Source organism: Blautia schinkii, from assembly GCF_013304825.1.
Taxonomy (GTDB): Bacteria; Bacillota; Clostridia; order Lachnospirales; family Lachnospiraceae; genus Blautia_A; species Blautia_A schinkii_B.
The window spans coordinates 57,137-83,227 of record NZ_JAAWUO010000017.1 but is presented as its reverse complement, the minus strand read 5'-3'; the positions used below and the strand labels follow the sequence as shown (position 1 = coordinate 83,227).

At 45.1% G+C, this 26,091-nt stretch carries 20 protein-coding genes and 1 tRNA gene; 5 read left to right on the top strand and 16 right to left on the bottom strand.

Translation table 11 applies throughout. The features are described from left to right. The first annotated feature begins 223 nt into the window (after nucleotides 1-223). Nucleotides 224-1,339 (top strand): ABC transporter ATP-binding protein, encoded by a 1,116-nt coding sequence (locus HFM85_RS13145; RefSeq protein ID WP_173738593.1) that lies wholly within the window; start codon nucleotides 224-226, stop codon nucleotides 1,337-1,339. A gap of 101 nt (nucleotides 1,340-1,440) precedes the next feature. Continuing rightward, the gene (locus tag HFM85_RS13140; protein ID WP_173738592.1) at nucleotides 1,441-2,526 is read left to right on the top strand and encodes a PucR family transcriptional regulator; all 1,086 of its coding nucleotides are present in this window, start codon (nucleotides 1,441-1,443) and stop codon (nucleotides 2,524-2,526) included. Nucleotides 2,527-2,536: 10 nt separating this feature from the next. Here HFM85_RS13140 and HFM85_RS13135 read toward each other — a convergent pair whose 3' ends face one another. Genes HFM85_RS13135 through modA form a run of 3 tightly spaced genes read right to left on the bottom strand, consistent with a single transcriptional unit; the run spans nucleotide 2,537 to nucleotide 5,243 of the window. Next, entirely contained in the window at nucleotides 2,537-3,586 is a 1,050-nt protein-coding gene (locus tag HFM85_RS13135; RefSeq protein ID WP_173738591.1) for a sulfate/molybdate ABC transporter ATP-binding protein, read from the bottom strand. After that, complete coding sequence (gene modB, locus HFM85_RS13130) at nucleotides 3,586-4,281, bottom strand: molybdate ABC transporter permease subunit (RefSeq protein ID WP_173738590.1); 696 nt, start codon at nucleotides 4,279-4,281, stop codon at nucleotides 3,586-3,588. Before modB ends, HFM85_RS13135 begins: the two co-directional genes overlap by 1 nt. Nucleotides 4,282-4,307: 26 nt before the next feature. Beyond that, nucleotides 4,308-5,243 carry a molybdate ABC transporter substrate-binding protein gene (gene modA / locus HFM85_RS13125; protein WP_173738589.1) on the bottom strand — a complete coding sequence of 312 codons (936 nt, stop codon included), beginning with the start codon at nucleotides 5,241-5,243 and terminating at the stop codon, nucleotides 4,308-4,310. Nucleotides 5,244-5,427: 184 nt separating this feature from the next. On the opposite strand from modA, the gene HFM85_RS13120 reads away from it, so the two are divergent. Together HFM85_RS13120 and HFM85_RS13115 are read left to right on the top strand one after the other, a co-directional pair. Beyond that, complete coding sequence (locus HFM85_RS13120) at nucleotides 5,428-5,640, top strand: TOBE domain-containing protein (protein ID WP_118062004.1); 213 nt, start codon at nucleotides 5,428-5,430, stop codon at nucleotides 5,638-5,640. Continuing rightward, entirely contained in the window at nucleotides 5,633-6,550 is a 918-nt protein-coding gene (locus tag HFM85_RS13115) for a helix-turn-helix transcriptional regulator (protein ID WP_173738588.1), read from the top strand. Before HFM85_RS13120 ends, HFM85_RS13115 begins: the two co-directional genes overlap by 8 nt. A gap of 197 nt (nucleotides 6,551-6,747) precedes the next feature. Here the strand turns inward: HFM85_RS13115 and HFM85_RS13110 are convergent, their stop codons facing one another. From HFM85_RS13110 to HFM85_RS13090, 5 genes are all read right to left on the bottom strand, one after another. Continuing rightward, entirely contained in the window at nucleotides 6,748-8,334 is a 1,587-nt protein-coding gene (locus tag HFM85_RS13110) for a serine hydrolase (protein WP_173738587.1), read from the bottom strand. Nucleotides 8,335-8,411: 77 nt separating this feature from the next. Beyond that, nucleotides 8,412-9,311, bottom strand: coding sequence for an SPOR domain-containing protein (locus HFM85_RS13105; protein ID WP_173738586.1), 900 nt, complete (start codon nucleotides 9,309-9,311; stop codon nucleotides 8,412-8,414). Between the two features lie 24 nt (nucleotides 9,312-9,335). Then, complete coding sequence (locus HFM85_RS13100) at nucleotides 9,336-10,238, bottom strand: undecaprenyl-diphosphate phosphatase (protein WP_173738585.1); 903 nt, start codon at nucleotides 10,236-10,238, stop codon at nucleotides 9,336-9,338. Between the two features lie 239 nt (nucleotides 10,239-10,477). Further along, nucleotides 10,478-13,693: a carbamoyl-phosphate synthase large subunit gene (carB, locus tag HFM85_RS13095; RefSeq protein ID WP_173738584.1), complete on the bottom strand. Its 3,216-nt coding sequence runs from the start codon at nucleotides 13,691-13,693 to the stop codon at nucleotides 10,478-10,480. Further along, nucleotides 13,693-14,769, bottom strand: coding sequence for a carbamoyl phosphate synthase small subunit (locus tag HFM85_RS13090; RefSeq protein WP_119239138.1), 1,077 nt, complete (start codon nucleotides 14,767-14,769; stop codon nucleotides 13,693-13,695). Before HFM85_RS13090 ends, carB begins: the two co-directional genes overlap by 1 nt. 237 nt (nucleotides 14,770-15,006) lie before the next feature. Here HFM85_RS13090 and HFM85_RS13085 point away from each other — a divergent pair. Further along, a tRNA-Leu gene (locus HFM85_RS13085) sits at nucleotides 15,007-15,090 on the top strand. Nucleotides 15,091-15,246: 156 nt separating this feature from the next. Here HFM85_RS13085 and HFM85_RS13080 read toward each other — a convergent pair. The 8 genes from HFM85_RS13080 to HFM85_RS13045 form a co-directional block, all read right to left on the bottom strand. Then, nucleotides 15,247-15,879, bottom strand: a complete 633-nt coding sequence (locus HFM85_RS13080; protein ID WP_173738583.1) for a zinc ribbon domain-containing protein — start codon at nucleotides 15,877-15,879, stop codon at nucleotides 15,247-15,249. 50 nt (nucleotides 15,880-15,929) lie between these two features. Next, the gene (gene clpX / locus HFM85_RS13075; RefSeq protein WP_173738582.1) at nucleotides 15,930-17,321 is read right to left on the bottom strand and encodes an ATP-dependent Clp protease ATP-binding subunit ClpX; all 1,392 of its coding nucleotides are present in this window, start codon (nucleotides 17,319-17,321) and stop codon (nucleotides 15,930-15,932) included. Nucleotides 17,322-17,567: 246 nt separating this feature from the next. Further along, nucleotides 17,568-19,253, bottom strand: a complete 1,686-nt coding sequence (locus tag HFM85_RS13070) for a S1C family serine protease (protein ID WP_243873891.1) — start codon at nucleotides 19,251-19,253, stop codon at nucleotides 17,568-17,570. Between the two features lie 124 nt (nucleotides 19,254-19,377). Continuing rightward, nucleotides 19,378-20,307 (bottom strand): glycosyltransferase family 2 protein, encoded by a 930-nt coding sequence (locus tag HFM85_RS13065; RefSeq protein WP_173738581.1) that lies wholly within the window; start codon nucleotides 20,305-20,307, stop codon nucleotides 19,378-19,380. Between the two features lie 71 nt (nucleotides 20,308-20,378). Continuing rightward, nucleotides 20,379-21,734, bottom strand: a complete 1,356-nt coding sequence (locus tag HFM85_RS13060) for an LCP family protein (RefSeq protein ID WP_173738580.1) — start codon at nucleotides 21,732-21,734, stop codon at nucleotides 20,379-20,381. Nucleotides 21,735-21,752: 18 nt separating this feature from the next. Then, the gene (locus HFM85_RS13055; protein ID WP_173738579.1) at nucleotides 21,753-23,156 is read right to left on the bottom strand and encodes an undecaprenyl-phosphate glucose phosphotransferase; all 1,404 of its coding nucleotides are present in this window, start codon (nucleotides 23,154-23,156) and stop codon (nucleotides 21,753-21,755) included. A 108-nt stretch (nucleotides 23,157-23,264) separates the two neighbouring features. Further along, entirely contained in the window at nucleotides 23,265-24,221 is a 957-nt protein-coding gene (locus HFM85_RS13050; protein WP_173738578.1) for a glycosyltransferase family 2 protein, read from the bottom strand. Between the two features lie 4 nt (nucleotides 24,222-24,225). After that, on the bottom strand, nucleotides 24,226-26,085 hold the full coding sequence (locus HFM85_RS13045; RefSeq protein ID WP_173738577.1) for a glycosyltransferase family 2 protein: 1,860 nt from the start codon (nucleotides 26,083-26,085) through the stop codon (nucleotides 24,226-24,228). Nucleotides 26,086-26,091 lie beyond the last annotated feature (6 nt).

Below are 26,091 nucleotides of genomic sequence, written 5' to 3'. Positions count from 1 at the left end.
TTTCGCCGTAATACGGTATACTATTTGGTGAACATGTCCATACGAAACCGTCGTTTTGACAAAATGACGAAAAATCCCCTCTCGTTTTTTCGTCAGAATGACAAGAAACTGCCGGAAACTTTGTACGATTCAGCTCTAGCTCTTTTTCTCCATTTTCGATATACTGTTAACCAGCAAAGGAAATTACGTAAAAACAATATATTAATTTTGGAGGGAAACAACAATGGCAAGTTTATCATTATCTCACATTAATAAAACTTATCCGAACGGCTTCCAGGCTGTTAAAGATTTCAACCTGGAGATCGAAGATAAAGAATTCATCATTTTCGTAGGACCGTCCGGATGTGGTAAATCTACAACACTTCGTATGATCGCAGGTCTTGAGGAGATCAGCGGTGGTACACTGAAGATCGGTGACAAGGTTATGAATGATGTAGAGCCTAAAGACCGTGATATCGCAATGGTATTCCAGAACTACGCTCTGTATCCTCATATGACAGTATATGATAACATGGCATTCGGACTTAAGCTTCGTAAAGTTCCGAAGGATCAGATCGATAAAGCTGTTCGTGAAGCAGCAAGAATCCTTGACCTTGACAAGCTTCTTGATCGTAAACCGAAGGCTCTTTCCGGTGGTCAGAGACAGCGAGTTGCTATGGGACGTGCTATCGTACGTAATCCTAAGGTATTCCTTATGGATGAGCCTCTTTCCAACCTGGATGCTAAACTTCGTGTACAGATGCGTATCGAGATCTCCAAGATCCATCAGAGACTGGGTGCTACAATCATCTATGTAACACATGACCAGACAGAGGCTATGACACTTGGTACCAGAATCGTTGTTATGAAAGACGGTATCGTTCAGCAGGTTGATACACCACAGAACCTGTATCAGAAACCGGGCAACCTTTTCGTTGCAGGATTCATGGGATCTCCGCAGATGAACTTCCTTGACTGCGTTATCTCCGAAAAAGGCGGCAACACAGTTGCTACAATCGGTAACGAGCATGAAGTTATCGTTCCTGCTGCCAAGGCTAAAGTTCTTAAAGACAAAGGCTACATCGGAAAGAAAGTTGTTCTTGGTATCCGTCCTGAGGATATCCATGATTCTCAGATGTTCCTTGAGACATCTCCAAGCAAACCAATGAACTCCGTAGTTAAAGTTTACGAGCTTCTTGGTGCCGAAGTATTCCTGTACTTTGATGTTGACGGAACTCAGATCACAGCACGAGTTGATCCTCGTACAACAGCTAAGACCGGCGATCCGATCAGATTCGCATTCGATATGGAGAAAGCTCACTTCTTCGACAAAGAGACAGAGCTCACAATCACAAACTAATTCTCACAGAATTAGAAAAACTGAATTTAACCCCGGGGGATATGATTTCCCGGGGTTTCTTTTTTGCTAAAAAGTTTTACTTGAGAAAGGATCCTGATTTTATGAAAATACAGCAAACGCTTCAAAAATCTCTGGAAGACTGGAACCGGATCAGTGGCCTGGATTTCTGTATCCTGGATGAGAACAACCAGATTTACATTACCACCTGTGATAAGAAACTTCCTTCTGTAGAAAAACTGACTCAGTTCCGGGAAGACGCAGCCCTCTGCGTCTCCAACCGCTCCTGCAGTCTCTATAAACTTGATAATGGCTCCGGCGATATGCTGCTGATCGTATGGGGTTCCGGCGATTCTGCTTCTACTATTGGAGAGCTTGCAGTCTGCCAGATTGAGAGCCTTCTCTCTGCCTACGCTGAAAAAACAGACAAGAATTCTTTTATGCAGAATCTTCTTCTTGACCGGTATTCCCAAGTGGAGGCTTTCAATAAAGCTGCCAAGCTGCATATTTCCCCTTCTGTCCGGCGTGCAGTATTCCTGGTTGAGACCAAGCAGCATAAGGATGAAAGTGCACTGGCCACTATCCGAAACATTTTTTCCGCCCGCACCCGGGATTTTATCACAGCCCTGGATGACTCCGGCATTATCGTTGTCCGCGAGCTGCAGAACACTGAGAGCTACGAGGAACTGGACGGCATTGCCTGCATGCTGGTGGATATGCTGAACACAGAGGCTATGACCTCCGCCTGGGTTTCCTACAGCAATGTTGCAGATGATATCATGGAACTTTCTGATGCTTACAAGGAAGCTCGTACAGCCCTGGAAGTAGGAAAGATCTTTTATGCAGAAAAAAACGTCTTCGGATACAATCAGCTTGGTATCGGCCGCCTGATCTATCAGCTACCCACACAGGTCTGCGAGATGTTTGTAAACGAGATTTTCGGAGATGAATCCCTGGAGTCCATTGATGACGAAACTTTGAATATTATCCGAACCTTCTTTGAGAATAACCTGAACCTCTCTGAGACTTCCAGACAGCTATATGTACACAGAAATACACTGGTGTACCGTTTTGAAAAGCTTCAGAAACGTTTTGGACTGGATGTCCGTACTTTTGAGGATGCCCTGGCCTTTAAGCTGGCTATGATGGTGTCGGATTATATTACATATTCCAGAAATCACGGCAAATAATGACTGTTCCTTACTTCAGCAGCATCAGATGCTCCGGCGGAAGATACAGATATTCCGGAAGATCCTGATCCGGATCTTCGGTAAAGCTGTTCTTAGGACGCATCCACCACAAGCCTTCGGAAGCTTTCTCTTCTTTATTGGCTATCATGTACTGATGCTCAAATGTTGTCTCCATGTACTCGCTCACCTGTACCGGCATGCAGTTCTCACCAGGTTCTGATGCCGGACGGAGCCAGTGACCACGGATTCCCACATGGGTAATGTCCTCTCCCACCTTCTCTGCTGTATGAAGCTTCAGTTTCCAGTCCTCTGCAAAAATCTCATACTCTCCAAGCTTCTTTATGGAGGAATAATTCTTGCAGCCTGTCAGTCTGGCCGCCTCCATCAGTCCCGGCTGTTCAAAAATGCTCTTTGTCTCGCCTGTCACAAGAATACGGCCCTTGTCCACAATGGAAAGTTCTTTGCAGAATTTGTACGCCTCATCTCTGCTGTGGGTTACAAGGATCATATCGCCCTTGTAATCCTGGAGAAAATCCTGCATTTCTCTCTGGAGCACATCTTTCAGATATCCGTCCAGCGCGGAAAAAGGCTCATCCAGGAGAATAGCTTCCGGTTCACCGATCATCATTCTGGCCAGTGCCACTCTCTGCTGCTGTCCACCGGAAAGCTGGGAAGGATACCGCTTTTCAAGGCCTTCCAGGTGATACCGCCGGATCAGGTCTGCCACTTCCTCCCGGATGGAAGCTTTTCCACCGCGATAACCGCAGCGGATATTCTGTTCCACAGTCATTGTGGGAAAAAGTGCATAATTCTGAAAGAGATAGCCGATTCGCCTCTTCTGCGGCTTCAAATCAATACCTGCCTCAGAATCAAAGACCGTTTTTCCGTTAATGACGATCTTTCCCTTATCCGGTGTCTCAATTCCCGCAATACAGCGAAGAGTCATGCTTTTGCCACTGCCGGATGCGCCAAGTAGCCCGATGGCTGCCGAGCTGCCCTCAAATTTTACTTTCAGGGAAAAATCCCGGAAATTTTTTTCGATATTTATGCTGACTGCCATCAGATCCACCTTCTTGTCTTCATTCCTCTTCCGGATACGATATTGATCAATGCCACGATCGCAAAAGATATCAGCACGATCACAACTACCCAAAAGCCTGCTGTTCCATAGTTCCCAGCTGCTGTTTCTGTCGCAATTGCAACGGAAACTGTTCTCGTTTTTCCCAGAATGTTTCCCGCAAGCATGGAGGTTGCTCCGTACTCACCAATAGCACGTGCAAAGGCCAGCACCGTTCCTGATGCGATTCCAGGTCCTGCTGCAGGCATTACCACCCGCCAGAAAATCTTATTATCACTCATTCCAAGAGTCTGTCCTGCATAGATCAGATTTATGTCCACCTGCTCAAAAGCTGCTCTTGCATTTCTGTACATTAACGGAAATGCGATCACAGCTGCCGCTACCACACAACCTTTCCAGGTCTGCACGATCTTGATATCAAAATTCTCAAGGAGAAAGCTTCCAAGAGGTCTCTTGAGACTGAAGATCAGAAGCAGGAAGAAGCCTGCTACAGTCGGCGGCAGTACAAGAGGAAGTGTTAGGATCCCATCCAGTACTGCTTTCGCACCCGGACGGAGCTTCATGATCTTTCTGGCGCAGAATACTCCCAGAAAAAAAGCGATCACTGTGGCAACCAGCCCTGTTTTTAAGGAGATCCAGAGTGGACTCCAGTTTATTTCTTTTAAAAACTCTGCCATATTTTATCCCAGTCCTGCGCGGATCATTATTTAGATGTGCTGTCTGCAGAATCTGCACTGTCCTTATCTGCTTCTGTGCTGTCTGTATCCTGAGAAGCAGACTCGTCAGCATCTTTATCTGTGTCATCAGCCTCATACGCAGTAAATCCATAGTCTTCAAATACCTTGATCGCTGCATCAGACTCTACATAGTCAAGGAATGCCTCTGCTGCCTTGGTGTCATCCTCAGAAGCCTCTTTATCCTCGATCAGTCCTACCGGATAAAGTACCGGTGTCTGAAGGCTGTCTGCCGGTGCCTCTGCAAGAATCTCTACCTTATCAGCAACTGATGCCGCATCTGTGGCATATACAACACCTATTTCATTACTTCCCTCACTGACTGCTGCCAGAACATCTGTTACATTCTTGCACTCGTTGATCTCCATCTCATTGACCTTGTCCATGATCCCAAGGTTTGTAAAAATCTCACGGGAGTACTGTCCAACCGGAACATCCTCTCCTGCAAGTGCCATATTCTCTGCATCTGTCACATTCTCAAAACCTGTTACCTTAGTCTCACCGTCTGTCGGTTTAATCAGAACAACTTTATTCTCAAGAAGGTCTGCGACGGTATCCTCTTTTGTCAGCTTCTCTTCGGTAAGAGCATCCATCTGCTTGTCTGCTGCTGAGAAGAAAAGATCACAACGTGCTCCTTCCTCGATCTGAGTCTGCAGTGTACCTGAGCTGTCTGCGCTGTAGTAAATGGTTACGTTCGGGTAAAGTTCATTGAAATCCTTCTGGATCTCTTCCATGGAGTTGCTGAGGCTGGCTGCGATAAATGCGTAAACCTCACCTTTCAGTTCCTTGTCACCTTTCAGTTCCTTGTCACCCTGCACTTCTGTGTCTGCTGCGAACACAGTTCCGGTCATAAGACCAGTGGTTAAAACTCCTGCTGTAATGGCTGCTAAGATTTTTTTCTTCATCTTTTTCTTCCTCTTTTGTTTTGTTTCGTTCGGTTTCATTCTGTTTTGAATGATTTCGTCTAATTTTACCGAAATAAAAATTTCTTGTCAAGCCATAAGGCATTGCTGTTTTCCACCGCCCATGCTATCATGAAAAAAAGCTTTACCCTCAACGATCAAAATAAAGAACAAGGAGAAGATATTTATGAAACTCAGTGCACGTAATCAGTTAAAAGGAAAAGTTATCAACATCAACAAGGGAGCTGTAAACTCCATCGTCTCTATTGATATCGGAGGTGGAAACATCATCACTGCAACCATCTCCTGCGCAGCTGTGGAGGAACTGGGACTGAAAGTTGGCTCTGATGCCTATGCTGTGATCAAGGCCACAAGCGTTATGGTGGGAATCGATGAATAAATTTTATACAGCACAGGAAGTCGCAGATAAATTAAAGATCAAAAAAACTACTGTCTACGAGCTGATCAAACGTGGAGAACTTTCCTCTTCAAAAATCGGCAAACAGCTGCGTGTCAGTGAAGAACAACTGAAAGCGTATCTGGACAGTACAGTGCAGTCCAGTATTTCACAGATCCATGACTATCAGCCGGAAAGTTCTCTTCTGAAAAGAGATTACCTGCTCCATTCCAGCGGACTGATCATCAGCGGGCAGTCTTCTCCTGCGCTGGATCTGCTTTTAAACCAGCTGCCTGCACAGCCCGGAAGCCTTCCGGTACTTCAGTCTCATCTGAACACCTACAACGGACTTTACTCCCTCTATTTTGAAAAGGTCCACATTGCCTGTGCAGCGGCTTCTTTTGAAGATATCCAGAGCCTTGTTCCCGGAATTCCGCTTACTGTTCTTCATTTCTACAGCTACGAGATCGGTTTTTATATAAAAAAAGGAAACCCCCGGAATATTCAGGGATTTCCTGATCTGCAGCGCGCAGATATTATTTTTGCCAACCGTGAAAAGGGCAGCAGCCGCAGAGTTTATCTGGACCGCCAGCTAAATAAGCTTGGGATTTCTCCGGAAAACATATCCGGATACCGCAATGAGCTGGTTTCTGACAGCTCCACTGCTGCCGCTGTTGCAGGCGGACAGGCAGATATCGCTCTGGGCGAAGCTTATACTGCCAGAACCTTTACAGATTTGGAATTTCTTCCTCTTGGAACAGAAACCATGTATCTTGTGATGGCATCTTCCAGCTTCAGCAGTCCTGGTTTCCAGGCTGTAGTCAACGCCTTATCCTCCGAATCTTTCCGACAGGCTCTATCTCTACAGACAGGATATGATACCTCACATACAGGAGAAGCTGCACATTTCTGAATGTGCAGCTTCTCCTGTATGTAAGTCTTTGTGTCAATCGGATATTCGCAATCCGCTTTCGCTACTTGCTCATAACCGAATAACTGCTCCGCAGTTTATCAGGAGGGGCTTGTACCCCTCCTGATACAAGTTAGTCCCACCCACTGCTTATTGCTCCTCGCAATTGAAGCAGGGGACTTACTTGATTCGGTTAAATATCAGTTCAGATAGTTGTATACCATGGAAGATATCCTCCGGATTCCATACTGAAGATGGCCTTCGGATGCTCCGCTTGAAAATACACACAGCACATAAGTCGTCTTTTTTCCATAAATAATGGCAATATCGTGCTGTACGGAGCTTGTCTCACCGGTCTTGTTGGCACATACTATACCTGCTGGAAGGCCGGCCGGGATCTTATATCTGACCTGCTGGTTCTTGAGCAGATTCAGCATTTCTTTAGAATACTGTTTTGATACACAGGTTCCACGATAGATATTTTCCAGAAGTTTTCCGCAGTCTTTGGCAGACGCCTGGTTTCTCTTTCCGTCACTTGTGATATAGGAACTTGACGGATGAAGAGTACAATGACATCCTGTATTTGTGTATCCATTCTTTTTCAGATACTTATTGACTGTCGCAGCACCTTTTACAAAACTGCCGCCACCTTGCCTTCTTACCAACTCGTTATAACATTCATTATCACTGACTGTGATCATATTCCACAGCAAACTGTTTATATTAGATGTCTTCTTTAGCTTTCCGCTCTTGATCTGATCGTAGGTTGAGGCCATTACAAAAGCCTTGATGGTACTGGCCGGATACATAGCCTGGTCATTAAGATTGATCACATTTCCTGTCTTTAAATCTTTTACATAGACTGACCAGTTTCCGCCGTAACCAGATGTGTAATTCTTAAGCTGAGCTTTAAATTCACTGAGCGCATATTCTGATTTTGTGCTTTTCTTTCCCTGATAGTCTACATATTTTCCATCGGGTGTTTTCATGTTTTTGGCTATGGTTCCGTTGGATTTCAGATAATATCCGTCTTTCCAGCAGCTGACTTCCATTTTTCCGGTTTTATCCACATAATATTTCCGACTTCTGTAAGTAATCCACCCGGCTTTTTGCGTCAGCCGGCCATTTCCACCGCCAAAATAATAATTACCGTTGTATTTCTTTCCGTTTACAGTGATGTTCATCTTATGGAAATGTGTGTAAAAACATATTCTTCCATAACCGCTGAAATAATAGTAGCCGCTTTTTAACGTGCGGCCGTCAAGCTTTCTGGCTTTTACATAGCGGATTCCTGCTGCCCGGCAGTTGAGTTTTCCCCGTTCTCCTGCATAGTAAACGCCTCCGAAAATTTTTCCATCCAGCTTCTGCTCTGCGATCTTTACAAAGCCCTTCTCTCCCGGCGAAAAACGTCCGTTTGAGTCAGAAACATAATATCCGTCAAATGTCACTCCCTGTACCGTAGTTTTCCTGAAATGATAAACTGCACGTTTCCGTATCAGCCTGCCGTTCTGATCGAATATGTAAATACCGGCATGCAGAAAATCTGTGGGGTTGACTGCAAGATACTGTAATCCTGTAAGTTTTTTCTTCTTTGAATCTCTCAGATACCAGTTCTCACCGGACTTGCAGAGATAACTTCCGCTTTTATCCCGGAATTCGATTTTTTTCTGTGTGGACGCTGCTTTAGTCTCCACCATATTTCCCGCTGAAACAATACAAAAAATTGCCGCAAACATAAACATATATGCAATAGCAGCAATTCTGATCTTCCTTTTTTCTTTCCCCATTTTATTTACTGCCTGCCGGAATCCCGGCAGGCTTTCCTCCTGTGTGCAGATCTCCGTATCAGATGATCCTGTTATTCTTATTCTTCTGACCAGTCTCCGTTATCGTCCCAGATAATGTCTCCGTCACCGCCATCACCGCTGTCATCGATCACATCATCGCCGCTTCCGCTGTTGCTGTCATCTACATAATTGCCGTCATCACTGCTGTCGCTTCCGCTGTTATCATAATTTCCGTCATCGCTGCTGTCACTGCTGTCGTCGCTATTGTCTTCACTATTATCATAGTTTCCGTCATCACTGTTGTCGTCATAACTTCCACCATCACTGTTATCATAGTCTGTATTGTCAGATGTGCTGTCTGTATCTGTGGATGTGTCTGTTACGCTTGAAGTATCTGTACTGTCTGTGGTATCTGTGCTGTCTGTCTCACTGTTATCTGTCTGGATATTTCCCAGTGTGCTCTTCTCTGATTTATCGCTGAGACTTGTGTATGTAAGATATGCTTCTCCGCTGTCGATCAGGAATTTCGCCTTCTCCATGTCTCCAAGCTCTACAGTATAGATCTCGTAAGCATTTCCATCTCCATCTACGATCTTCATATCATAGACTGCATTTGTTGCAGAATCCGGTGTATAATACATCTGTACCTGCTCTGCATCCTTGATGGTTGATTCTGCAGGAACGAGATTTTTTCCCCATTCCTCTCCACCGGCTGCACGGAGATAGATCTCACGGATCTCACCTTTCGTGCTGTTGGTAATATATACAAATTTCGCTGTGCTTGTCTTCACGCCGATCAGCTTCGGTGCCGGTGTTGAAGTCGGCAGCGGACTTGTTGTAGCCGGTGCTGCAGTAGGAACTGCTGTCGGAACCGGTGTCGGTGTTACCTCGGTGTCTGTTGATGCGGACTTGCCGCATCCGGCTGCTGTCAGTGCTGCAGCAGCGGTCAGTGCGATCATGATCTTTTTACATTTCATAATAATTACCTCCTGAATATTACTTTATGCAAGCAGTGTTTTTCCAATAAAGTATCCAAGTACCAGGATACCGAGAATGATCCTGTACCATCCGAATACCTTGAAATCATGTTTCTTAATATACCCCATCAGGAATTTAATTGCAAGGATGGATACCACAAAAGATACCACAACTCCTACAATAAGAATTACAAACTCCGTGGATGTGAATGCAAAACCGAATTTCACAAGCTTCAGAAGACTGGCTCCGAACATAACAGGAATTGCCAGGAAAAATGTGAACTCAGCTGCCACAGTACGTGATGTTCCTGCAAGAATACCTCCGATGATAGTAGATCCGGAACGGGAAGTTCCCGGGATCACGGAAAGTACCTGGAAGCATCCGATGATTAACGCTGTCTTAAAGGAAAGATCATCAAGTCTTGTGCAGGTTGGTCTGCGGCGTTTATTGTAATTCTCAATAACAATAAAGAGCACACCATAAACGATCAATGCAATGGCAACTACAACGTAGTTATAAAATTTCTTCTCAATAATATCATTAAATGGCAATGCAATGATAATAGTCGGCAGACATGCCACTAAAATCTTAAACCACAGGATCCATTTTTCCTTGTCGCAGTATTTCTCAACAAAGGTAAGTACTACTCTGGATACTGCCGGCTGTTTGCGAAGCGCTATTCTGGTCCGCTTGGGAATCGGCCTTATGTAAAAAGGCCACAGCTTGCTCCAGTACAAGACAACAACAGCCAGGATAGCACCCAGCTGAATAACAACCAGGAAAAATTCCATAAATGCCTCTGACACATTCAGCTTGATAAATTCATCTACCAGGATCATGTGTCCGGTACTGCTGATGGGAAGCCACTCTGTGATTCCCTCCACAATACCAAGAATTATAACCTTCAGCAACTCTATAAAGCTCATACAAACTCCTTTCTCTGCAGCACGTTTCTTTCTTACGTGATGAAATGAAGCTTCTCATTTCTCTCTGCTACATGCAATGAACGTATTCTTTTCATAATTTACGTTCATAATAAGATAAGGACCGAGCCGATGTATAAACGGCGGCCCCGTCCTTATCAGTATATTACATATTTGGTGATTCGTAAACTTTCGAATCTTTTATTTCGCAAAATTTACACAGTTTTTATATTTTGCATTAATTACCGATTATCGATGGTCGCAATATCTACCAGAGTCAAATGATTCAGGTCTGTATTCTCAAGACTGGTAACAAGTGCCTCTGCAGTATCAAGACTTGTCAGTACATTGACACCTGTCTCAATCGCATTTCGACGGATCACGAAACCATCCTTCTGATGCTCAACACCCTGCGGCGGTGTATCGATAACAACATCGATCTTGTGACCAAGGATCAGATCCATAAGGTTCGGAGACGGCTGCTCCAGTTTGTTAGTACGTGTTACCTTGATTCCGTTCTCAGTCAGTACGTTTGCAGTACCTCTTGTTGCAAAGATACGGTATCCCTGAGCTTCAAAACGTTTTGCGATCGGAATGATGTCTTTCTTATCCTCATCTTTTACAGTGATGATCATCTGTTTGTGCTTAGGAAGACGGATTCCGGCTCCGATGAAGGCTTTGTAAAGAGCCTCATTGAAGGTCTTTGCAATACCAAGGCACTCACCTGTGGATTTCATCTCTGGTCCGAGGCTGATATCTGCACCCCTGATCTTCTCGAAGGAGAATACCGGCATCTTGATCGCAAAATACTCTGCTTCTTTCTGAAGTCCCGGTGTATAGCCCAGCTCTTTGATCTTGCGGCCAAGGATGACTCTTGTTGCAAGAGGAACAATCGGGATTCCGGTTACCTTGCTGATGTACGGTACTGTACGGCTGGAACGCGGGTTAACCTCGATAACATATACATCCTCACCTACAACGATGAACTGGATATTGATCATACCGATAACATGAAGTGCCTGTGCAAGACGGCGTGTGTACTCGGCGATTGTTTCTTTTGCCTTCTGGCTGATAGTCTGTGCCGGATATACGGAAATACTGTCTCCGGAATGGATACCTGCGCGCTCAATGTGCTCCATGATTCCAGGGATCAGGATGTCCTCACCATCGCATACTGCATCGACCTCAATCTCTTTACCCATCAGGTACTTGTCAACAAGAATCGGATGCTCCTGTGCGATCTGGTTGATGATTCCGATATACTCCTCCACATCCTCATCGCTGACAGCAATACGCATTCCCTGACCTCCAAGTACATAGGACGGGCGGACAAGTACCGGATATCCCAGCTCATTGGCAGCTTTTTTAGCCTCTTCTGCTGTGAATACGGTGTGTCCCTTCGGTCTCGGGATCTGGCATTTCTCAAGAATGGCATCAAAGAGTTCTCTGTCCTCTGCAGCATCTACGTTCTCAGCAGATGTTCCAAGGATCTTAACACCCATCTTGATCAGTGCCTCTGTAAGCTTGATGGCTGTCTGTCCGCCGAACTGAACAACCGCTCCGTCCGGCTTCTCGATATTTACAACATTCTCAACATCTTCCGGTGTCAGTGGCTCGAAATACAGCTTATCTGCAATATCAAAGTCTGTACTTACTGTCTCCGGGTTGTTGTTGATGATGATAGTCTCATATCCTTCTTTTGCAAATGCCCATGTACAGTGTACAGAGCAGAAGTCGAACTCGATACCCTGACCAATACGGATCGGACCGGAACCAAGTACCAGGATTTTTTTCTTATCTTTTGTCTCAACAGCTTCATTCTCTGTCTGCTCATCACCGTATACAGAATAGTAATATGGTGTCTCTGCTGCAAACTCTGCTGCACAGGTATCTACCATCTTGTATGCTGCACGGATACCGTACTCTTTACGCAGGTCTTTGATCTCAGCTTCTGTCTTTCCTGTCAGATCTGCGATAATGTAATCCGGGAACTCCAGACGTTTTGCCTCCAGAAGAAGATCTTTGTCCAGCTTCTGAGTCTTCAGAGCCTGCTCCATCTCAACAAGGATAGCCAGCTTGTCGATGAACCAGATGTCTATCTTTGTGATATCATGAAGCTTCTCCTGGGAAATATTTCGTCTCAGGGCTTCCGCGATCTTCCAGATACGACGGTCATCTACAATATTCAGCTCGTCCAGCAGCTCCTCATCAGAAAGCTGTGAGAAATCATAGGACATCAGGCTGTCAACGTGCTGCTCCAGGGAACGGATGGCTTTCATTAAGGCACCCTCAAAATTATGGCAGATGCTCATAACCTCTCCTGTAGCTTTCATCTGTGTTGTCAGTGTACGTTTCGCTGTGATGAATTTATCAAATGGCAGACGCGGAATCTTAACAACACAGTAATCCAGCATCGGCTCAAAGCTTGCGTATGTTTTGCCAGTGATGGCGTTCGGAATCTCATCCAGTGTGTATCCAAGTGCGATCTTGGCTGCAACCTTAGCGATCGGATAACCGGTAGCCTTACTTGCAAGTGCAGAAGAACGGCTTACACGAGGGTTAACCTCGATTACACAGTACTCAAAGCTCTCCGGATGAAGAGCGTACTGTACGTTACATCCACCTGTGATGCCAAGCTCTGTGATGATATTAAGAGCAGATGTACGAAGCATCTGATACTCTTTATCTCCAAGTGTCTGGGAAGGAGCAACTACGATGGAGTCACCGGTATGGACACCAACAGGGTCAATGTTCTCCATATTGCAGACTGTGATGCAGTTTCCTGCACTGTCTCGCATTACCTCATACTCGATTTCTTTCCATCCGGCGATACATCTTTCTACAAGAACCTCACCTACACGGGAAAGACGGAGACCATTCTCAAGGATCTCACGAAGCTCCAGCTCATTGTGTGCGATACCGCCGCCACTTCCGCCAAGTGTGTATGCAGGACGGAGAACAACCGGATATCCGATAGTCTGGGTAAACTCAACACCGTCTTCTACAGTTGTAACGACCTTGGATGCTGCAACCGGCTCGCCGATCTTTTCCATGGTGTCCTTGAATTCCTGACGGTCCTCAGCTTTACGGATCGTTGCTGCTGTAGTACCGATAAGGCGTACATTATGCTCTTTCAGGAAGCCCTTCTCCTCAAGCTCCATGGCAAGGTTCAGTCCTGCCTGGCCGCCCAGTGTAGGAAGTACGCTGTCCGGTTTCTCTTTAATGATGAGCTGCTCTACGACCTCAACAGTCAGAGGCTCAATGTAAACTCTGTCTGCAATGTCTTTATCTGTCATGATGGTAGCAGGATTGGAGTTTAAAAGTACAACCTCCATGCCCTCTTCCTTAAGGGAGCGGCATGCCTGGGTTCCTGCATAGTCAAACTCTGCTGCCTGGCCGATTATGATCGGACCTGAGCCGATTACAAGTACTTTTTTTATGTCCTTATTCCTTGGCATTATTTCTCTCCTCCCATCATCTTCATGAATCTGTCAAACAGGTAACTGGAATCCTGTGGTCCCGGGCATGCTTCCGGATGGAACTGTACAGTAAAGATGTTCTTTCCATTGTATGCCATACCTTCGTTTGTTCCGTCGTTGACGTTTACAAATGCAGGATGTGCGATATTTTTCTCCTCAAGGCCTTCTGCGTCTACAACGTAGCCATGGTTCTGAGAAGAAATATAAACTCTTCCTGTCTCCAGGTCTTTAACCGGGTGGTTGCCGCCTCTGTGACCGTATTTCATCTTATGGGTGTCTCCGCCTGTTGCAAGAGCCATCAGCTGATGTCCAAGGCAGATGGCAAAGATCGGTACATCAGAGTCGTAGAGTTTTTTGATCTCTTTAATAATAGAAGTACATTCCTTCGGATCTCCAGGGCCGTTGCTGAGCATGATGCCGTCCGGATTGTCACCGAGGATCTCTTCTGCGGATGTCAGAGCCGGGTAAACAGTAACCTGGCATCCTCTCTCATTCAGTGAGCGTGCAATGTTTTTCTTGGCGCCCAGATCAAGAAGGGCAACCTTCGGTCCGTTCCCCTTAAGCACTTCCTTCTCGTGGCAGGAAACCTTCTCTACCACTTTTCCTGTTGTATATGCTTTCAATCTGGGGATGATTGTATCCAGGTCATAGTTCTCATCAACTGTGATCATTCCGTTCATGGTTCCCTTCTCACGAAGGATCTTAGTCAGTGCTCTGGTATCAATTCCTGCGATTCCCGGAATGTCGTTTTTGCTCAGAAAATGCTGAATAGTGTCTACGCTTCTGAAGTTGCTGGGAACTCGTGATAATTCGCGTACAATAAATCCGTCAATCCACGGCTTCCTTGATTCCTGGTCATCATAACAGATTCCGTAGTTTCCGATCAGCGGATATGTCATACACACCGCCTGTCCTGCGTAAGAAGGATCTGTCATTACTTCCAGATAACCGGTCATGGAAGTGTTAAAGACAATTTCACTGATGACTTCCCTTGCAGAACCAATGCTGGTTCCTGTAAATACATGGCCATCTTCCAATATCAGAAATGCTTTCATACAATCTCCCTTTCTTTGTTCTCTTATTTTATCCTAAATCTTCAAGATTGTATCACAGGAAGCGGCATTTTTCAACACCATACGCCAAAAAAATGTTTAAAACTAACTCAAAATATTTTTTTTGAATTTTTTCAATTTTTTTGAATTTTTCTATTGACATTATCCAATTCCTGAGTTATTATAAGTGAGCAGTCGACGAGCGGAGCAAACAAAGTGAAGCAAGCCGGTTGAAAAAATGCAGGAATGGCGGAATTGGCAGACGCGCAGGCTTCAGGTGCCTGTGGTCGCAAGATCGTGTGGGTTCAAGTCCCATTTCCTGCATTCTTTTTTATTTTATCCAAAATCAAAAAAACAGAAGTGACTGGCCAATCAGCACTTCTGTTTTTTTATTTATATTTCAGATCATAATCTTTTTCTTCCATATAAGACAGGGCTCTCCATTAAACGGAAAGCCCTGTCTTATATATCTTCTGCTTTTTATTCTTTTTTCAGCTCAGATGCTTCTGCTTCTACTGTTTCAGAAATTTTCTCCTCTGCTTCTATTATTTCTGCTTCAGCCACATCTTCTGCAGCGGCTTCTTCCACTGTCTCTTCGTCTGTTTCTTTATCCACAGCATCTTCTGTTCCATCTGCCGGCGCACAGTTCTCAGTGTCATCTGTCACCTCTGCCTCAGCTGCATTCTCAAGCTCCTCATCTGCGACTTCAATCACTTCTGAATTCTTCTCCTCGATCTCCGGCTCCGGGGTCGGACATGCCGCACCACAGTACGGGCAGAAGCTTGCCTCACGCATCACGGCCTTATGGCAAGCCAGACAGAATTTTTCTCCCTTACTGGCCGCAATAGCATCTCTGTAGTGATCGGCTTCCAGTATATGCTGGCTGATTTCCTCACAAATAGCACCTACTTCTCCGTCAACAGCTTCACCACGCTCATAACGTGCATAGATCATTCTTCCGATATCCATCATCAGCTTCTCTGTCATACGCTCCTGTGCAGAAAGCTTGTTGCGAATCTTCTGGATCTCATAAAGATTCTCAGCCTTTGTGCTGAATCCTTTCGCCTTACGTGTCAGTGTATTTCCCAAATCATCCCAGAAACTTTTTGCCATAATTGCCACGCTCCTTTTCTATATGCTTTATAACAGAAACAAAAATTCTCTTATCCTTCCAGTGCCGGAACTTCCTGGCCTCTCATCAGGATCTTAGGACCGCCGTTCCCCTGGATATATCCTTCTGTGATCACAACCTCACCGATATTGACATCCTTCGGGATCTCATACATGATATCCAGCATATACTCCTCAAGGATAGCCCGGAGTGCTCTGGCTCCTGTATGACGCTCCATTGCCTTACGTGCAATGGCATGCAGTGCACCATCCTCGAATTCCAGTTTCACCTCGTCAAGTGCCAGAAGTTTCTGATACTGTTTCAGGATCGCATTCTTAGGCTCTTTGAGAATTTTTACAAGCATATCCTCAGTAAGTCCGTTCAGTGTAAAGATAATCGGAAGTCGGCCGATAAACTCCGGGATCATTCCGAAAGCGCGGAGATCATCTACTGTTACCTTCTCCAGCACATGAGGATCATTATCGTATTTATCCTTCAGATCAGCATAAAATCCGATAGATGCCTGCTTGTTCAGTCTCTCCTTGATGATATTCTCAAGATCCGGGAACGCTCCTCCGCAGATAAACAGAATATTTCTTGTATTGACTGTCACCATAGGTACCATAGCATTCTTGCTGGTTGCACCTACCGGAACCTCAACTTCGCTTCCCTCCAGAAGTTTCAGAAGTCCCTGCTGAACAGCCTCTCCACTTACATCTCTCTGGTTGGTGTTCTTCTTCTTGGCGATCTTGTCGATCTCATCGATGAAGATGATCCCATGCTCTGCTTTCTCCACATCATTGTCTGCTGCAGCAAGAAGCTTGGAAACAACACTCTCAATATCATCACCGATATATCCTGCCTCTGTCAGGGATGTAGCATCTGCAATAGCAAGCGGTACCTGGAGAAGTTTCGCAAGCATCTTCACCAGATATGTCTTACCGCAGCCAGTCGGTCCGATCATAAGCATATTGGATTTCTCGATCTCAATATCGTCCATGGTATCTGTTGCTACTCTCTTATAATGATTATATACAGCTACAGACATTACCTTCTTGGCATATTCCTGACCGATCACATATTCATCCAGTGTGGCCTTGATCTTGTGCGGTGCCGGAATGTCCTTAAGATCGATCACCGGCTTCGGCGTCTCCGATTTCTTCTTGATCTTCTTCGCCTGATTTCCCGGATTCTGAAGGCTGCTCAGGTCGATCATGCTTACATTCGGCATGTTAAAAAGATCTGAGTAATTCATATTTCCATTGCTCATCTGAGTATTCATGGTATCAAAACTCTTCTGCATGCAGTCTGCACAGATATGTATATTATTGGGAAGATCGATCATCTTCCCTGCCTGGCTCTCCGGCCTGCGGCATAAAAAGCAGAATTTCTCGTATTTCTGCTCCTGGTCATTGTCTTTGTTGTTATCAAACTGATCTGCCATAATGTTTCCCTTTCTGGTTTTGTAGCGCGGGATACAGAGCATGACGGTACTTCATATTCCGCTCTTCTATATGCTCCAGCCCAAGTATCATACTGCACATTATAACACATAATTTCTATATATAAAAGCATTCATGATTTGGGTTCAGATTAAGTTTTTATAAAAAAATGGAGAGCCACATAATCACTCTGCAGCTCCCCATCTCTGATATTTCCCTTTATATTATTTTTAACTGATCCGCAAGCCTTAATTATCAGAAGCCGGCTTGCTTCCAAGAGTAACTTCTACAGTCTGCTCTTTGTATTCTCCGCTGTCTGCTCTTGCGATCACCACTTCGATAGTCTCGCCAGACTCATAATACTGCAGCTTGGAAACAAGATCATCCTTGCCACTTACTTTCTGACCGTCCAGTTTCACGATAATGTCACCTTTTTTGATTCCGGCCTTGTCTGCTGCGCCACCTTCTGTTACTTCTGTAAGGAAAGCTCCTGCAGGCATATTGTACATCTGGATCGCTTCTGTAGTAAGATCCGCAGCCTTGATTCCCATGTAGCCGACTTTTGAGGAATCTTCCACCTTATCACGTGTCTCACGGTTCATCAGTTCCTCCAGGATCGGCTCTGCCTTGGAGATCGGGATCGCATATCCCATTCCCTCTACCTGGCTGTCTGCATACTTGGCAGCGTTGATTCCGATCACTTCACCCTTCATGTTCAGAAGCGCACCACCGCTGTTGCCGGGATTAATGGCAGCATCTGTCTGGATCAGCCCGCTTGCTTCGCTGTCCTCTGTGCTGATATCTCTGTTCAGGGCACTTACCCAGCCTGAAGTAACAGATTGACCATAGCCAAGTGCATTACCAATGGCAACAACCTGCTCACCAACTACAAGATCATCAGAGCTTCCAAGCTGCGCGATCTTAATCTCCTTCATTGTTTCTTCCGGGATATCGGATTTCTCAACTGCGATCACCGCAAGGTCATTCTCTTCATCTGTCCCTTTGATTTTGGCAGAAACTGCATTCTCCACATCTGCATCACCTTCGGAGCCTGTGTTTCCTGAAAAACTGCTGTCACTGCTGCTGGCCATAGCCTGTGTCTCTTCTTCCGCACCAACTACATCGCTTCCCGCAAAACATACTGTAAGTGTAGTCGCACCGGATACGACATGATTGTTGGTAGCAATCAGAAGCTCATCATCATTTTCACCTACAATGATTCCGGAACCACTTCCAGCACTCTGATACTGACGTGTTCCATATCCGAAAAAGCTCGGGATTTCCTGAACACTGACAGATGTGATAGCTACGATCGATGACATAGTCGCCTGTGCAACTCCTGCTACTGTTCCGCTCTCTGCCACAATGTTCTTTACAGCAGAATCAGAAGAACTGCTGTCTGTACTGTCCTCTGTTTCTGTAAGTGTCTGGGTCTTTTCAACCTGCGTACTGCTGCTGTTACTATTAACGCCAAGCTTATCTGCTGCCATATTTACACCCTGGAAAACAACACCTGCCACCAGTCCGAAAATCACTGCAAGGGAAACTGCTGTGGCTGCTTTTCTGCCGAAGCCGCCATTTCCATTTCCATTGGATGTCCTGGTTTTCCGTGGTTTCTTCGGTGGAATGCTTCCTCCTGCATAGTTGCCCGCCTGGGGCTGATGTACCTGATAATGTGCATATTTCGGTGTATCCATTCCATTCTCATTGTTTACGGCTGTGTCAGAACTGTCTGTACTTTTTCTCTGATTTTCCTGTATCCTCCGTCCTGCCGAATATGGATGTGCCAGCGGTTTGTTATCTATATTATCAGTGCCAGTTTCTGCTGCACTGCCGGTATCTGCATTTCCATTGGTATCCAGAGCATTCTCTTCTGTCAGAACAGTTCGGCCCGTATCCTGTGGATCCTGTCCCCATTTGTTTTCTTCACTCATGATTCTGGTGCTCCTTTCTTGTTTTTTCGTCTCGTATCTTCTTTATGAATCCCAGTTTAACAGGGAATTGTGTTCAAACTGTGATATATCCTTAAAAAAACAGTGATCCTCCACATCTCTGCCATTACCGGTGTTTTTTCCAGTAATATGGACTCATGGTACAGGACAGAATCAGCTTCTCCGGAAGCTTCTGATATCTTTTTCCCAGAAAATATCCTGCGTATTTGGAAGCACTCTGAAAAAACAGGCCCGGGATCAGCCAGATGTGGCCTGTACGTACAAGATAAGCCATGCTTTTTTTTACCAGACGGATTCCTTCTCCCTCAGATGGAACACCTTCAAAAACCTCCGGATGCTCTGCCTGGGAAACGCCCAGATCAAAATTCCTGTGGAACTGCTGCGCGCAGGAATAGTTGTGGGAATGATATACTTTTGCATCTGCTGCATAGACAACCGCATAGCCTTTTTTTACCATCCACCCCGCATAGATCATATCTTCGTTAAAAATAGCTCTCTCCGGGAAGCCACCCAATTCGTCATAGATCCTGTGGTCATAAGCTGCACATACATTAGAACAGAAATAAGTTTTGATTCCCCTGGTCTGTACGTCTTTTTCTGTTTTTATGCAGGACTGAGCCGGATAATTAAAGGAACGGGTATATTTTTCCAGGAAGCGGCAGTCCTCTTTTGGAAGCTGTCTTGCATAAGCAGCACCTGCATTCTCATGATCCACAATGGCTGATACCAGATTCCCGATCAGTTCACGGTCAGCCGGAAGTGCATCCTGAGTCATAAACACAAGGATTTCTGCATCTGAAAGCTCTGCTGCCTTTCTCCTGGTTGCTCCATGATCGAATTCCTCTTTCATAAGATGATGAACCTCTACCAGCGGATAATCGATCTCCCACTGTTTTTTCCAGAACTTTTTCTCCGTATTCATAACAATGATCCTGTTAATAGGATATTTCTGTGCACTGAGACGTTCCAGAAGCTTTTCGAATTCTTCTCCCGGACGGTAAGCCGGAATAATCACATCGATTTTAACTGTACTCATATTTTTCTCCTATCCAGAAAGGACCACCCGATGCTGGATGGTCCTCTCTGCTTATTGATTATTTATTTAGTTTATTCGCCGTCTGTGAGGCTCTCCTCATCAACGGCATAATCATTTTCTCCGGAATAGTCCTCATCTGCGCCATTGTTGGAATAATCCGTGTCATATCCATCATCAGAATCATCGGCACTGTAATCTGTACCACCGCTGTAGTCTGTACCGCCGGAATAATCGATATCATTACTATAATCCGTATCAGTACCGGATGAATAATCCACAGAAGTATCTCCCTGCCAGGAATAGGAATCATCTGTAGTATCATTTGGAATATCTGTTACCGCAGGTGCAGTATCCTGTACCGCATCACCACCGCCGGCAATATTTATGATCTGTGCACTCTTATTCAGAACATCCTGTGTTGGTGAATAATTAGTATTTCCATACAGGAACTGATGCACTTTCAACACATTAGATTCCAGAGTGGCCGGTACGATAACACTTCCCTTAACTGTTGCAAATTTATAGTCTAACGGGAATCCGGTAGTCTCATCAATGCTGTAGCCGATCACTGTCGGGATCATCTTCAGGATCTCAGTCTTGGAAACAGAAGTTGTGACCATCGGGAATACCTGATCCATAATATCAAAGATAGTTGAAAGACCTGCTTTCTTTGCCTTGTCCACGATCATCTGGATCACTCTTCTCTGTCTCTCAGTACGTCCCATATCCAGACTTGCAGTATAACGTATACGGCAGTAGGAGGTAGCCTGTACGCCATTCAGGTGATAAGTGCCCACAGTCGCTTCCTCATCTTCCGGTTTCGGATCCGGAAGTTCCACAGGTGTATAGCTCTTGCCTGTCTCCTCGGAAGTTTCCACACAGTAATTGTTCATGTGGACGATCTCCGCATAGGAAAGTGGGATATCCAGCCCTCCAAGACAGTCTACCACAGTTACAAGTGCATCGAAATCAATGGCTACATAATCTGTGATATTCAGGTCAAGGTTGGTATTCAGCATGGAAACTGCCTGTGTAGGTCCGCCCAGTGCATATGCAGCGTTGGCCTTGGAGTAGGTATCATCTTTTACATTGAGAAGAGTATCTCGGTAAACGGACACCAGCTTGACAGCCTTCGTGTCATTATTGATGCTTGCAATGATGATGGTATCACTGTTCTCTGTGTTCAGCTTCTCATTCTTGCTTCTGTGATCCAGACCGAACAGTGCATATGTGGTATATCCTGTCATCTGCGGTGCCTGATCATTGGTTACGATATCCTGCTCTGCAAGATCTGTCTCCTTAATATCGATCTTATCCAGCTTGGCTGAGATCTGTCCATATACGTACAATCCTCCGATAAACAGAAGCAGTACGATTATTTCCAGGACGAACAGAACTTTTTTGCTCTTTTTCCGAGGTTTTGACATCTTTTTCTTTTCCCCTTTTTAGTATGCATTCTTGTTGATAAAGCCCTTGAATATGGTAAGAAACATGATCTTTATATCAAATCCTACTGACCAGTTCTCAATGTAATAAAGATCACATTCTATCCTCTTTCTTATAGAAGTATCTCCGCGGTAACCATTGACCTGTGCCCATCCGGTAAGTCCCGGACGAACCTGATGCTTGACCATATATCGCGGTATTTCCTCCCGAAACTTCTCTACAAAAAACGGTCTCTCCGGTCTCGGTCCTACAAGGCTCATCTCGCCTTTCAGGATATTAAAAAGCTGCGGAAGCTCATCAAGACTGGTATGCCGCATCAGCTTGCCGATTCCTGTAACTCTTGGATCGTTCTTGACAGTCCATGCTTTCTTCTCTTCAGATTCCTTCTGGATCTCCATAGAACGGAACTTGTACATCCTGAAAGTCTGATTATGAAGCCCTACACGTTCCTGTTTGTAGATCAGCGGTCCCGGTGAGGTCAGCTTGATCAGAATGCACAGGATCAGCATAACCGGAGACGAAACGATAATAGCCACGATCGCGCCTACAATATCCATCGCCCTCTTGATCATTGCATTAAACGTGTTGCTTAAGGGCACATACCGGATATTGATCACCGGAAGCCCGAGAATGTCTTCTGTATATGGTTTGGTCGGAATAATATTATTATAATCCGGAATAAATTTCGTATGCACTCCTGACTTTTCGCATAAGCTAACGATCTCTTCCAGACGATAATACTCACTTAATCCCAGGGTAATAGCTATCTCATCCAGCCGACTGGACGGGAGGATAATCATAAGGTTGGCAATCCTTCCGATCACCTTGATTCCCTTGTAGGTCGTACCTGCCGGTACATTATCATCCAGTATTCCCCTGATCACGTATCCCCATTGCGGATTCTGCAGGATCCTGTCTACATATTCCTCAGCAGCACGGCTGTATCCAACCAGCAGCACCTGTTTCTGGTTCATTCCTTTCTTTCGCATGTCTCTCAGAATATAAAAAATAAACATACGCACGCCCCACTCAAGGACAATGTTGATAAAGCAGAAAGAAACCAGTGTAAGACGGGAATAATCCAGCTCTTTAAAATTATAAAGCGCAAACATGATAATAAGGAGCCCTAACGCATTCGCCTTCACAATTCCGGCGAGCACGAGACGACGCCCCTGCATCCGCATCGGTGTATAAAGGTCAAAAGCCTGATACAGAAGCAGATAGCCCGGAATAATGAATATCAGCATAAACATATATTCCTGAACAGTTTTGGACTGTACCGCGGAATGCTCAAAAATTCCCTGGAAACGAATCAGCCATGCCAGTGCATAGGAGGCCGCGACCACAAATACATCGATCAGCATATGGAGACGACTGAAATTTTTCTGGTTATCTTTAATCAATTTCCGCCACCTCATTTAAGTTCATTGCCTTTATCTTATAATAGATGAAACCCAAAAGCAACAAAATCTTCCCTGTGAAATATAAAAATTCTGTAAAAATATGGTGTTTTAACCGGCAAAACGCCTAAAAATGTTGATCCAGAGTTCAAACTGGAGCCCGATATAGCGAGGCAGATTCCTCATGGAAAACCTTACTTTTTTGTTTTTCCGGCTGATCTGAAAGCCGTTCTTGATGCCTGCCAGGTACTCACGGCCGAATCCCTTTGAAGTAAAAAACAGGATTTTTGCCCCGAATCCCACAATGAAAAACGGCAGATTCAGTATGATCTGAAGGAACGGCATGTTCTTGTATATCAGGTAAATATTATTTCTGGAGGAATAGCGTATCTTGAACTGGTTATATCTGGAACCGCTTGTTCCGCTTCCTACATGATAAACTTTTGCTTTTGGTGCATACCAGTTCTCATATCCGTGGATACGTGCCCGGTATCCGATATCCAGATCTTCCAGATATGCAAAATGCTCCTCATCAAAATCGCCGATCCTGTCAATATACTTCTTTCTGTATATTGCAGCACCTGCACAGGTGGAAAAAATCTTCTGTTCTTTATCATAATTGCTGATATCCTTACCTTTTCCTCTGGCATAGGCCCAGCCAAGTGCGCAGTAATAATTGCCTGCATCATCCATCTTATCTCTGTCATGAAGCTGGATCATTTTTGCCTGGCAGGAAAAAGCCTTCCTGTGTCTTCGAAGAGCCGCCACCATCTCCTCAATGAAATCGGTTTCCGCCTCTGTATCGTTGTTCAGAAGCAGTACATAAGGAGATCTCGCTGCATGGATCCCTTCATTAACTGCCCTGCTGAAACCATAGTTCTCCGGAAGCTGGATCATATGCACCCAGGGATATTCCGCTGCCACAAAAGCACAGCTTCCGTCTGTAGATCCGTTATCTACCAGTATTACTTCAAAATTACTGATCGTCTGTCTTTCCAGGCTGGAAAGAACACCGTCCAGATATGCCATACCATTAAAATTAGGTATAACTACCGAAACTTCCTGCATTGATTCATCCCTTCTTCTTTCCCATTCCCGGAAGTGGTTTCAGGGAATAATTCCATTTTGTAAGGGAAAGATTTTTGTTGTAGTAAGGATCTCCATTCCTGAGGATATCCAGCCAGTGACAGCGCATATACTCGATCTCCGTCTGAAAACGACGGACTTTCTCATCGCTGTCTTCCGTACCTCTTGATTTCGACTCGTAATGGTACAGTTTCACATATGGATCGTAAACGATCAGATGGCCGTGGCTTCTCACTTTCAGACAGAGATCCACGTCATTAAATGCAACTGCAAGTTCCTCGGTAAAACCACCTGCCTCCAGGAAAACGGATTTCTTCATCATCATGCATGCAGCTGTCACACAGCTCATATCCTGCAGGATCGATGCCTTATGAAGATATCCTGTTCTCTCTGCCGGCATGTTTACAAACATATTTCCGGCAATCCCGCCCATACCAACAACACAGCCTGCATGCTGGATGGTATTGTCCGGGTAAATCAGCTTCGCACCAACTGCTCCCACTTCCTTACGCTGGCATACGCCGAGCATTTCTGTAAGCCAGTCCGGATCAATGATCTTCACGTCATTATTCAAAAAAAGAAGATAATCACCTTTTGCATTACGGACACCGAAGTTATTGATAGCTGAATAGTTAAATTCTTTTTTCCAGCGGATCAGATGAACCTTTGGATCTCTGGAAAGCTGTCTGTAGTAATTGAAGATCTCATCGGAGCTGCTGTTGTTCTCCACGATGATGATCTCGTAATTCTTATAGGAAGTTTTTGAAAAGATGGATTCCACACATTCCTTAAGTGTTTCTTTCTCCTCACGGTTCGGGATGATAATGGACACCAGTGGTTCGCCCTGCACCGGATATTTCACGCGGTAAAATCCAAAATCCGGAGTGTGCTCCACAGTTCCCTTCGTCCCTGTTCTGTCAAGATTACCCTCAATGGCTCGTCTTCCTGCTTCGAATGCATACATCTTACTTGCCGGGTTATCTGCTGTGGAAGATTTATGGGTACGCCAGTGATACAGGATTTCCGGCACATGGATCACTTCTCTTGCCTGTTCCACACAGCGGAAGATAAAATCATAATCCTGGGCTCCGTCAAATTCCCTGCGGAATCCACCGGCCTTCTCAACTACATTTCGTCTTACCACCAGAAAATGACAGATATAATTGTTGGATCTAAGAAGATCCAGGTTGAAATCCGGTTTCAGATGAGGCTGGAAATGTTCGGTAAGATCTGTTGTCACCTTATCCTCATCTGTGTACACAATGTCTGCTTCCGGATGTTTCTCCAGGGCTGATACGATCTCATAGAGTGCATTTGGTGCAAGCAGGTCATCGTGATCCAGAAGTCCCACGAAATCCCCCTTCGCCATAGCAAAAGCTGCGTTGGTATTCTCAGCAATGCCAAGATTCTCCTTCAGATCCTGATACCTGATGCGGCTGTCCATCTCTGCATAGGATCTCAGCACAGTTTCCATATCTTTATCTTCCGGGCTTCCGTTGGCCAGACACAGTTCCCAGTTCTCATAGGTCTGTGCAAGAAGTGAATCCAACATCTGTCTTAAAAAGCGCTCCGGTGTCAGATACGCCGGCACTACAATGCTGATAAGCGGGCCGTCCTTAAATTTATGTCTGCGCTGTTTTTCCAGGGCTTCCTCTGTTGGCTGATATGCTTCATACCACGGTCCGTATGGAACTTCCTCGGGTTCGAATCTCTCATGAAGACGGATCCAGAACTCTTTCAGGCCGTAATGCTTCAGATATCTCAGCCCTTTCTGTACTGTATAGGGTGAAAGCTTTTTTACAAGTCTGTCCCATTGAATTTTTCCTGTGGAATCATCTTTACTCATATATTT